The sequence below is a fragment of the Clostridium polyendosporum genome, assembly GCF_018332455.1.
Taxonomy (GTDB): Bacteria; Bacillota; Clostridia; order Clostridiales; family Clostridiaceae; genus Clostridium_AY; species Clostridium_AY polyendosporum.
The window spans coordinates 55,154-66,414 of sequence record NZ_BOPZ01000021.1 but is presented as its reverse complement, the minus strand read 5'-3'; the positions used below and the strand labels follow the sequence as shown (position 1 = coordinate 66,414).

General features: G+C 30.2%; 9 protein-coding genes. 2 read left to right on the top strand and 7 right to left on the bottom strand.

Going from position 1 to position 11,261, the window contains the following annotated elements; genetic code table 11:
* Positions 1-217: 217 nt before the first annotated feature.
* The 3 genes from CPJCM30710_RS12165 to CPJCM30710_RS12155 form a co-directional block, all read right to left on the bottom strand.
* The gene (locus tag CPJCM30710_RS12165) at positions 218-1,105 is read right to left on the bottom strand and encodes a MurR/RpiR family transcriptional regulator (RefSeq protein WP_212904443.1); all 888 of its coding nucleotides are present in this window, start codon (positions 1,103-1,105) and stop codon (positions 218-220) included.
* Positions 1,106-1,195: 90 nt separating this feature from the next.
* Positions 1,196-1,738: a tRNA (mnm(5)s(2)U34)-methyltransferase gene (locus CPJCM30710_RS12160; RefSeq protein WP_212904439.1), complete on the bottom strand. Its 543-nt coding sequence runs from the start codon at positions 1,736-1,738 to the stop codon at positions 1,196-1,198.
* 12 nt (positions 1,739-1,750) lie between these two features.
* Entirely contained in the window at positions 1,751-2,461 is a 711-nt protein-coding gene (locus tag CPJCM30710_RS12155; RefSeq protein ID WP_212904438.1) for a pseudouridine synthase, read from the bottom strand.
* A 213-nt stretch (positions 2,462-2,674) separates the two neighbouring features.
* On the opposite strand from CPJCM30710_RS12155, the gene CPJCM30710_RS12150 reads away from it, so the two are divergent.
* Positions 2,675-3,493 (top strand): TIM barrel protein, encoded by an 819-nt coding sequence (locus tag CPJCM30710_RS12150; RefSeq protein WP_212904437.1) that lies wholly within the window; start codon positions 2,675-2,677, stop codon positions 3,491-3,493.
* A 43-nt stretch (positions 3,494-3,536) separates the two neighbouring features.
* On the opposite strand, the gene CPJCM30710_RS12145 is transcribed toward CPJCM30710_RS12150, so the two are convergent.
* On the bottom strand, positions 3,537-3,734 hold the full coding sequence (locus CPJCM30710_RS12145) for a ground-like protein (protein WP_246503530.1): 198 nt from the start codon (positions 3,732-3,734) through the stop codon (positions 3,537-3,539).
* Positions 3,735-3,949: 215 nt separating this feature from the next.
* Between CPJCM30710_RS12145 and CPJCM30710_RS12140 the strand changes: the two genes are divergently transcribed.
* Positions 3,950-4,342 (top strand): PadR family transcriptional regulator, encoded by a 393-nt coding sequence (locus tag CPJCM30710_RS12140; RefSeq protein WP_246503529.1) that lies wholly within the window; start codon positions 3,950-3,952, stop codon positions 4,340-4,342.
* A 108-nt stretch (positions 4,343-4,450) separates the two neighbouring features.
* Here the strand turns inward: CPJCM30710_RS12140 and CPJCM30710_RS12135 are convergent, their stop codons facing one another.
* From CPJCM30710_RS12135 to CPJCM30710_RS12125, 3 genes are all read right to left on the bottom strand, one after another.
* Complete coding sequence (locus tag CPJCM30710_RS12135; protein WP_212904434.1) at positions 4,451-5,413, bottom strand: CAP domain-containing protein; 963 nt, start codon at positions 5,411-5,413, stop codon at positions 4,451-4,453.
* Positions 5,414-5,805: 392 nt separating this feature from the next.
* On the bottom strand, positions 5,806-6,708 hold the full coding sequence (locus CPJCM30710_RS12130) for an HD domain-containing protein (protein WP_212904433.1): 903 nt from the start codon (positions 6,706-6,708) through the stop codon (positions 5,806-5,808).
* A 110-nt stretch (positions 6,709-6,818) separates the two neighbouring features.
* A complete protein-coding gene (locus CPJCM30710_RS12125) occupies positions 6,819-11,093 on the bottom strand; it encodes a 2-hydroxyacyl-CoA dehydratase (RefSeq protein WP_407644991.1) in 4,275 nt (1,424 codons plus the stop codon).
* Between the last annotated feature and the right edge of the window lie 168 nt (positions 11,094-11,261).

The following is an 11,261-nucleotide window of genomic DNA, read 5'->3' as shown; positions in this document are numbered from 1 at the left end:
TTTATATAAAATTTTATTCAAATTAATAGAAAAGCTCTCTTTTAAAATTTATCCACAAGTTTGCTAGAAAAACCCCCTGTTTAAAAAACAGAGGGTTTTTCAGCAAACTGAAGAAAAAAGAGGAAGATTATCTTCCTCTTTTTTCTGCCACTTCACAAAGTTAAATATGCCTAAAACTGAACAGGTTTGATATCTGTTCAGTTTTATTACTAATTAATTATTTTTCATCATTATTATTTTTATTATGAGAATAAACTTGATACTCTTTCCATATAGCCTCTAAATCATTAAAAGTTTTTGCTATAGTATCTTTTTCTCTCATACCCACTGCAATTATTAAAGCGTTAATAACACTAAGTGGAGCAACTAGGGAATCAACAAATGATGCCATATTGCTTTGAGCAATCAAAGTATAATCGGCTTGAGATGCTAATGGTGAAAGTAAACTATCAGTAATTGCTACAACCTTAGCATTTCTACTTTGAGAAAATGCAAGAGCATCTATTGTCTTAATAGCATATCTAGGAAACCCAATACCAATGACTAAGTCCCCCTCACCTACATTAATCATTTGTTCAAAAATATCACTGATACCATTGCTGACAATCTTAACATTATCTAGAATTAAATTAAGATAAAATGCCAAAAATTCAGCTAAAGCTGTTGAACTTCTTAGACCAATTATATATATACGTTTTGCCTTAAAAATATTATTTACAACATCTTCAAAAGTTTTATGATTAATCTTTTCAAGAGTATATCTTATATTTTCCATATCAGCTTTTAATACTCCTTTAAGAGCATTTTCTTCGCTGATATAATCATTAGACAACTCAAGCCTCTGAACTGATGTAAGTTTATTTTTAATTAACTCCTGTAAAGCTTTTTGAAGTTTTGGATAGCCACTATATCCAAGTTCATTAGCAAATCTTACAACAGTAGATTCACTGACTCCTACACTTATCCCTAATTTAGCAGCTGTCATAAAGGCTGCCTTATCATAATTTTTAAGTATGTATTCAGCAATTAACTTTTGCCCCTTACTTAAACGTGGAAATTTCACTTGAATTAATCTCATTAAATCTTGACTACTATTTATGTTCATATATAATCCTTTCTCGTCCTTCACTTTTCATCGTCACATGAAACTTTTATTTCATTCTATCATCTAATGAAAGTTAATTCAATATATACATCATTTCTTCTCTATCACAACAAGTGATGGAGCTGTACTTTGCCTATTTAAGAATTGGTGATATAGCACAGCAAATTCATTTTTAGGTAAAACTTTAACGTAATCAAGTACTTCTGCTAGTTCTTTTTTTCCTTCCTCATGTCCAGAATATAGTGCAATAGTAATAATTCCACCCTTGCGCAATATTTTTATTGCAGTTTTTAAACTATTAACTGTAGTTTCTGCCTTTGTAGTAATCTCCTTATTGTTTCCGGGTAAAAAGCCTAGATTATACATTATACAATCGACTTCTTCTGGAATGTACTTTTCAAAAGATTCATGAGAGTCGTATATTACTTTTACATTTGGCTTACATTTTGATTCATAATTATCAATTGCGCACTTTTGAATATCGAAGGCATATACTTTATTAAATTTGACACTTAAGAAATCAGCATCATATCCATTTCCAAGAGTAGCATCTATAGCAATATCTTTATTATAAACAAAGCTGTCTATTAAATGATGAGATATAGTACTAACATCGCTAACATATTTAAACATAACAATTCACTCCTATAAAGAAAAAATATAGTCCAGCTCTTCTTTATTTAATTCTCTCCATTTTCCCTTTGGTAAATTACCTAAGGTTATATTTCCTATACCTACTCTCTCTAAAGAAATAACCTCATGCTTTAAAGCAGCACACATTTTTCTTATCTGTCTGTTCTTTCCTTCATGTATCTTAATTTCAACTTTACATGCAGATCTATACTTTTCCATTATACTAATAGAAGCTTTAGCAGTAACATACCCACCAATATCTATACCATTCATAAATTTCTTCATTTCTTCAGGTGAAAACATACCGCTAACTACTGCTATATATGTTTTTGTCACTTCAACTCTTGGATGAATTATCTTATTATATACCTCCCCATCATTTGTCATTATTAGTAAACCCGAACTGTCATAATCTAATCTTCCTATAGGATATATTCTTTCTTTAATTTCTATCAAATCTAAAACTGTACTTCTATCTTTTTCATCTTTTACAGTAGTAACATATCCCTCTGGTTTATTTAACATAATGTATACTTTTCTTTCTTCAGGCTTTATAACCTTTTCACTAACTTCTACTATATCTTCCTCAGCGTTTACTTTTGTACCAAGTTCCTGAATTATTTTACCATTAACTCTTACTTTTCCTTCAATTATTAACTCTTCACATTTTCTTCTAGATGCAACTCCACACCTAGCCATGTATTTTTGTAATCTTTCTTCCATAAAATCACCTACTCTTCTATGTTCAATATGATTATTCTAATAAAAACAAAAAATCATTGCAAGAAATTATTTTAAATTTATTTGCTGCCATTTCACAAAGTGAAATGTAGCTGAAAATTAATAAGCCTTTTATTTAATGTCATAATAATTATTATTGAACAATGATTTTATATTTGTTATACTCAAATAAAAATTAAGAAGAGGTATCATATAATGGAAAAATTATTATTTGGTATATCAGGGCTCCCATTAGGAGATGGGGAAAAGAAATTTAATTATACTTCTGGCATAGAATATTTACATAGTTTAGGTTTAGATGCAATGGAGTTACCTTTTGTAAGATCAGTAAATATAACTACTAAAAATATGGATTCAATAAATGAAGTTAAAAAGAAATATAACTTTTACCTATCAGCGCATGGTTCTTACTATATTAATCTTAATGCTGAAGAAGAGGAAAAGATTGAGAAGTCTATTGAAAGAATTATAAAAGGTGCTGACGCTCTTGGTCTAGTTGGAGGTAGGAGTTTAGTATTTCATCCTGGGTTTTATCTTAAAAACACTAAGGATGAAACTTTTGAAAAGATAATAACAAATCTAAAAAAACTTCCTGCTGGAGATATTAACTACAGGCTTGAAACTACAGGAAAAGCAACTCAATTTGGAAATGTTGAGGAACTTGTTAAAATATGCAAGCAAATACCTACATGTAAAATATGCATTGATTTCTCACATATTCATGCAAGAGGAGCCGGTGCTCTAAAAGAATATAAAGATTTTGCTAATATTCTTTATTACATAGGAGAAGAATTAGGTAAAGAAGCTTTAGAAGATATGCATATTCATTTATCTGGCATAAACTACTCAAATAAAGGCGAAAGAAATCATCTGTCATTTTTAGAAAGTGATTTTAATTTCAAGGCGTGTCTAAAAGCATTTATTGATTTTAATGTAAAAGGTTGTATTATTTGTGAAAGCCCAATACTAGAAAAAGACGCATTACTTTTAAAAGAAACTTATAATACAATGTAAAAAAAACCATAGGCATTATAGCCTATGGTTTTTTAGTCTAGCACTACTTGTTATTAATAGCAGCAAATAAAAGTAATAACCATAATGGATTATTTAGACCGGATCCTCCGAATCCTCCGAATCCTCCGAATGGATTAAATCCAGAACCTATACCATAAGGTATAAAACCATATCCACCATAGTTATTACCACAACAATCACAGCAGCTACTTTGACAGCAGCATTTACGCCTTTTTGACACGTTAATCACTCCTATATCATTTGTATATTACATGTTATTCAACCACTACCAAATTTGACATAAAATAGTTATATTTTTTAAATTTCTCCTTTTTTTTTAATTATTTTGTTTATTGAAGTTTTCTTGTTATTTAATGCTCATTTACGAGGATGTTGTTTACGAAGTTATGCTTTTAGTGTAAAATATATATAAATAAGTATAGAGAGGTGATGAAATTGTCAAATACCCGAAATAGATTAGTAGCTCCTCGAAATGTAGTTAATACAAAACAAATCTATATATTCTATATATTAAAGGAGTTAGCAAAAGGCAACACAGTATTTGGTAATAAAATTTATGAGGACTTTAAAAATAGGTTTTCTGATACTTCTTTGCCTTTCCCGGTATCAACAGGAACTATTTACGATACTCTTTATGACCTTGAAAATAGGGGATATGTAGTAAGTACTTGGGAAGGAGATGAATTCTTAAATAAGCGTAGTAAAAAACTTTATTCTATTACTGATAGAGGAATAGAATACTATAAAACACATGTTGCTGATTACGTAGATAATTTAAGGAAAAGTAAATCTCTTTTAGATCTAATAATAGATATGCTAATAAAATAAAATTTAATAGGTACCGAGCCTACTAAGGTAATTTTAAAAGAGAGTAAATAGTAATCATTTTACTCTTTACTCTCTTAAAACTATATTCTACTTATCAAATTACTTTAGTTATGGTGTATAAAATAATTGAGTTGCCATTAGTTCTCCATTAGCATATGCTACACCAATTCCTATTTCCTTAAAATTAGCATTTAAAATATTTGCTCTATGTCCTGGAGAATTCATCCAAGCATCTACTATCTTTTGACCATTTATAACAGTTGTTATATCACCTGAATATGACATTGTATAAATATTTTCCCCTATGTAAGAGTATCTCCAGTTATTCTTCTTAGCGACATCTGATATGTATCCATTTTCCGGAGAATTATGATCAAAATAATTTAGTCTTATCATTTCTTCACTCTTACTTCTTGCAAATCCAAAAGCTGTATTATTTAATTTTAGTGGTTCTAATCCAGCCTTTTGTCTTTCTATATTAGTATACTTTAATATGTCTGCCTCAAAATCTGCCATGTATTTTACTGATGAGTTATTATTAACTACTGGCTGATTGTCAACTTTTTCATTATTATTAGTATTTGTTTCAGGTGCCTTTGTAGTTGTTGTTTCTGTTTCTACTACATTTGGTACTTTAGTCTGTTCATTTTGAGGTTTTAAATTAGAATCTGATGGTTGCTGTGGTATAGTTTGTTCATTTGAAGTAATATTCTGATTATTTTCAGTATAGTCACTTGTTATATCAGATTCACTTTCTGTATCACTAGCACCAACGATTGAAATATTATTATCTAAACATTCTTGATCTTCATTTTCATTATTCTCTAAGCTTTCTGTAGTTGTAGCAATACTGTTGTCTAAATTATTTTGCTCATTATTTGCTACAGTTTGTCCATCATTAGTTTTGATTTGATTCGCTACAGCTTGTCCATTGTTAGTTTTAAGTTGAATTGCCTCTGCCTTTATTTGATTACCTAAATCTTTGGCAACATTATCTGCATTAGCACATCCAGCAAATGCTGTTACTGAAACTACCATAGTTGCTAATGCCGCGATTAATTTTTTCTTCATATAATGACCCTCCCATTAAGAATTATTCATAATAGTTCGGGGAAAACTAATACGTTGACTTTATTATAAGCGTATTAACAGAAAAATGGTAGTGATTGTTGCTGGTTTTAAAGGCAGTATGAGGAGTCACTGGAATATTTTCCATTTTGGCATTAATTCCAATTATCTAGTTCTGTAAACTAAATTTATCTACAAAACAAAAACTAAGTAGGCTCAGCACCTGCTTATAGTAAGATTTTACTTTATCAAATTACAGCATATAAAAAAGAGAATAGGCTCTTCTATTCTCTTTTATGATTTATTCTTCTTTCTAGTTAATTCTATTATCTTTATAAATCCATACTTTTGTTAAAGCTTCTCTATCTATAAAATAATCATTTATATTTCATAAGTTATAGATATAATTTACTTTCTAACCTTCTATCATACTCTGACCAATTATTTAATTCTGTTTTTTCTTTAATTTGGTTAATTTTATTCATGGTTGCATCTATATAGTCAGCAAAGTGAACAATATAAGATTCTTCCATATTCATTGACCTTGGAGAACCAAACTCAAGTTTACCATGATGTTGAACAATACATCCCTTAATTCTTTCTCTGAAATCTTCACTGTATAACCAAGGGTTAGCATTAAAAGCTTCCTCAATCATTTGGATTCCTATAACAATGTGACCTTCCATTTCCCCTCTTAAGCTATAACTGAATGGTCCATTTGTATTAAATTCATAAATTTTTCCTATATCATGTAACTTAGCAGACAAAATTGCAATTTCTTTTCTTCTACAATCATATCTATATGCTAATGTCTTAGATAAATACATAACATTTAAGGTATGCTCAGCTAATCCTCCTCTATAATTATGATGTTGACTCACTCCCGCAATTCCCTTTTTAAAAAGGTTAATAAATTCTTCATTTTTGAAGAAATAATTATTTAATTCAATAATTTCCTTTGATTTAAATTCTTCTTTTGAAATTGACTCTATCTCATTCATAATTTCATCTATTGGAGTCTTAACTGTTGCAATGTAGTCCTCTTCCTTAAAATCTTTTTCTTTGTTATATTGAGCAATCTCAAGAAGATGTGCTTTCTTTCCTCTTATACTTATTACATCCCCTACATTAATATCATCTCTCTGTAAAGGAATTACAGCCTTTACGCTCCCCGATTTATCGCCTACTATTGCAAATAATTTATTATCCTCTATAAATAATTTCTTAAATATCATTAATGACGTCTTTATTGTTTCCCCTGACTTAATATCACTTACTAGTAATTTTTTTTTGTCCATTTTACTCTCCCTTTCGTAATATTATTTATAGTAATATTATGCTCATAAAAAAAAATAAAAATAAGACTGAATTTACAATCTTATTTTTATTAAATAGATCTTCATTAAAATCAATTTAGGTTTACATCATTTTTTCTCATAGAGTTATTATTTTCTTCGATTGAAAGATTTTTAAAAGCTACTGATAACATTAACTTAATTCTATTAACCTGATTAACCTCAGATGCACCAGCATCATATTCAATAGCTGTAATATTCGCACCTTGATATCTATTTTTCAATTCTTTTATCATACCTTTACCGGTAACATGATTAGGTAAACATGTAAAAGGTTGAACACAAAGTATATTTTTAACCCCATGATTTAATAAATAAATCATTTTAGATGTCAAATTCCATCCCTCTCCAGTTTGATTCCCAAGAGAGAGCACTTTGCTAGCTTCTTTAGCTAATTCAGATATATGAGAAGGAGCAGAAAATCTCTTACTATTTCTTAAACATTCCTTCATAAACTTCCTGTACCGTTCTAGAACTTCAGTAGCAATATTATCTTTTAATACTTCTATATAACTACTTCCTAAATGTTTGTAAGAGAAATTATTATCATAAACACAATATAAGAAGAAATCTAATAAATCTGGAACGATAACCTCAACTCCCTCCTGCTCTAAAAATTTAATTAAATCATTATTAGAGACAGGCTCATATTTTGTAAATATCTCTCCGACAATTCCTACCCTTGGTTTTTTAATATGTACTATTTCTAAATTATCAAAATCTTTAACTATATTATAGATGTTATTCCTAAATTCTCTAAGACTTATTCTATTTAGACTATCCTTGCATATTTCAGCCCATTTTCTATATAACTCATTCGTAGAGCCATATACCTTTTCGTATGGACGTATTCTATTAAGTACTCTCATTAGTAAATCTCCATAAATAACAGCCATTAGAACTCTATGGATTAATGGAATAGATAACTTAAATCCAGGATTTTTTTCAACACCTGAAAAATTCATAGATATTACAGGTATATGTTCATAGCCAGATTCCTTTAATGCTTTTCTTAGAAGTCCCACGTAATTACTAGCTATACAACCACCACAAGTCTGGAACATAAGTACTGATAAATTGCTAGTATCATATTTGCCAGATTTTATTGCCTCTATAATCTGACCGCCAATTAATAATGCAGGGAAACAAATATCATTATTAATATATTTTAATCCTTCTTCCAAGTAACTTTTATTATTTGATTCAAGTACCACTACATTATATCCACTAGGTTTAAAGGCAGCCTCTACAAATTCAAAATGTATAGGAGAAAGCTGTGGAACCAATATAGTATGATTTTTTTTCATTTTCTTAGTAAATAAAACTCTATTGGACTCCTTATTAATGTAAGTTTGAACAGAACTTTTTTTAGTTCTTTCATCTAACGCTGCCTTTAGGGACCTAAGTCTTATTTTTGCTGCACCAAGATTACTACCTTCATCAATCTTTAAAACAGTAAATACCTTATTATATTTATTTAATATTTCTTGTACCTGATCTGCAACTACAGCATCTATGTTGCAACCAAAGGAATTCAACTCTACTATCTCAATATTTTCTTGATGAGTAGCAAAACTAGCAGCTTTATATAATCTTGATTGATATACCCATTGATCTAAAACTCTAAGAGGCCGTTCTATCTTCCCTAAGTGTGCTACTGAATCTGCTGTTAGCACAGCCATATCTAAAGAAGTTATAAGCTCTGGTATTCCATGATTAAGTTCAGGATCTAGGTGATAGGGTCTGCCTAAAAGAACAATTCCTCTCTTGCCAGATTTCTTTAAATATTCTAATACCTCTTCTCCTTTCTTCCTTATATCTTCCTTAACCACCCGTTGTTCTTGCCACGCCTTCTCTACACTATCATATATTTCTTTTTTACTTATATTAAATGTTGAAAATTCCTGATATAATCTTTCCTTTAATATATTTTTATTGTATATAGGTAAAAAAGGATTCATAAAGGTAATACCATTATCTATTAATAGACTAACGTTATTTTTAATTACTTCTGGATAAGAGGTAATTATTGGACAATTATAATGATTGTTAGCTTCTTTTACCTCCTTATATTCATAAGGAATACAGGGGTAAAATATTAAATCAACCTTTTTATTTATAAGCCACATTATATGTCCATGTACTAACTTTGCTGGATAACATAAGGTTTCTGATGGTATAGTTTCAATACCAAGATCATATATTTTCTTTGAAGAAGGTGGAGATAATTGAACTCTAAAACCTAGCTCTTTGAAAAATACAGCCCAAAATGGAAAATTCTCATACATATTAAGAACTCTAGGAATTCCAACTACCCCTTTAGGTGCTTCTTCTATTTCAAGAGGCTTATAGTTAAATAATTTTTTAATTTTGTATTGATATAAATTTGGTATTTCATCGTCTAAATCTTTTTCTATTCCAAGTCCCCGCTCACAGCGATTACCTGAAATAAAAGTTCTCTCTCTAGAAAATTTATTGATGGTCAATAAACAATTATTTGTACATTTACCACAGCGTTTTAACTCAGTCTCCATATATAGTGAATTTAATTCTTCAGACTTTATCAATGTAGTTGTATAACCGCTCTCGTACCTCTCCTTTGATATAAGAGCTGCACCAAAAGCGCCCATAAGACCAGCTACATCTGGTCTTATTACTTCTTTTTCTGCAATGAGTTCAAAACTTCTAAGCACAGCATCATTATAAAAAGTACCTCCTTGAACTACAATTTTATCTCCTAATTCTTTAGGATTTCTCACTCTAATAACCTTAAATAAGGTATTTTTTATAACTGCATAGGATAATCCTGCAGCGATATCTCCTATCTCTGCACCTTCTTTCTGTGCCTGCTTTACTCTAGAATTCATAAATACTGTACATCTAGTACCCAAATCAACAGGATTCCTAGATGTTAATGCTGTCTTAGCGAAATCGTGAACTTCCATATTTAATGACTTTGCAAAAGTTTCTATAAAAGAGCCGCAACCAGAGGAACAAGCTTCATTTAGAATAATAGACTGAATTGCTCCATCCCTTATCTTTAAACACTTCATATCCTGGCCACCAATATCTAAAATAAAATCTACTCCTGGCAAAAAGAAATCTGCCCCTTTATAATGGGCAACTGTTTCAACCTCACCTATATCCACCTTTAAGGCTGTTTTTATCAATGCTTCTCCATAACCGACAACACAGGAATTTGCAATGGTAACTGATGAAGGCAAATTATTATATAAATCTTTTATTATCCTTATTGTGGAGTTTAAAGGATTCCCTTCATTACTTGTATAATAAGAATACAGCATTTCTCCTTTATCGCTTATTAAAACTACCTTAGTGGTAGTAGAACCAGCATCAATACCTAAATAAACATTTCCCGTATAGTCTTCAAGAGTTCCTCTTTTAACCTTACTGTCTTTATGCCTTTCCCTGAAGGTTCTAAGTTCTTCTTCATCACAAAAAAGCGGCTTAAGCCTTGCAGTTTCTTGATTATCAACATCCTTAATGGTAGATAACCTATCCATTAATTCTAAGAAGTTTATAGTTTCTTTATTCTTGGATAATAAAGCTGCTCCTATAGCTACAAATAGTTGAGAATCATTAGGAAATATGGCATCCTCAGATTTAAGATTAAGAAATTCTACAAATCTACTTCTAAGCTCTGATAAAAAGTACAGAGGTCCACCCAAAAAAGCTATCTTTCCTTTAATACTTTTACCGCAAGCAAGACCTCCAATCGTCTGATTTACTACTGCTTGAAAAATAGATACTGCAATATCTTCCTTGGCAGCACCTTCATTGATTAATGGTTGAACATCCGTCTTTGCAAATACTCCACAGCGAGCTGCAATAGGATATATTACTTTATAACTTTTAGCTAGTTCATTAAGTCCTTTAGCATCCGTTTGCAGTAGTGCTGCCATTTGATCAATAAATGCTCCTGTACCACCCGCACAAGTTCCGTTCATTTTTTGATCTACACCATTATCAAAGAATATTATTTTAGCATCCTCTCCACCTAATTCTATAGCAACGTCGGTTCCTGGTATAAATCGTTCAATAGCATTAGTAGAAGCCACTACTTCCTGGACAAAAGGTATATTTAGCCACTTAGAAACAAGTAACCCACCTGATCCGGTAACACATACAGTAACTTTCTCGTTTGCTAAATGTGTAACTGCTTCTTCAACAACTTCATTTATAGTATTTTTTATATCCGAAAAATGTCTTTTATAAGTGCTAAAAATTATGTTATCTTTTCTATCTAAGATGACAATCTTTACAGTGGTAGATCCCACATCTAATCCAACATGGTATTCTGAACTCAACAACTTCATCTCCTTTGTAATTATTGCTATACATAGTACAGTATTAACAGAATTTCCATTATAAATACGATTGTAATTACTATAATAATAACTATTATTAGTTTAATAAGGTATAAATTAAACTGGTCAATGGTACAACCTGTTTAGCTTGTTGAATCAAATTTCACT

Coding starts and splice junctions, on each gene's coding strand:
- CPJCM30710_RS12165 (WP_212904443.1), bottom strand. CDS start 1,105: ATGAACATAAATAGTAGTCAAGATTTAATGAGATTAATTCAAGTGAAA.
- CPJCM30710_RS12160 (WP_212904439.1), bottom strand. CDS start 1,738: ATGTTTAAATATGTTAGCGATGTTAGTACTATATCTCATCATTTAATA.
- CPJCM30710_RS12155 (WP_212904438.1), bottom strand. CDS start 2,461: ATGGAAGAAAGATTACAAAAATACATGGCTAGGTGTGGAGTTGCATCT.
- CPJCM30710_RS12150 (WP_212904437.1), top strand. CDS start 2,675: ATGGAAAAATTATTATTTGGTATATCAGGGCTCCCATTAGGAGATGGG.
- CPJCM30710_RS12130 (WP_212904433.1), bottom strand. CDS start 6,708: ATGGACAAAAAAAAATTACTAGTAAGTGATATTAAGTCAGGGGAAACA.
- CPJCM30710_RS12135 (WP_212904434.1), bottom strand. CDS start 5,413: ATGAAGAAAAAATTAATCGCGGCATTAGCAACTATGGTAGTTTCAGTA.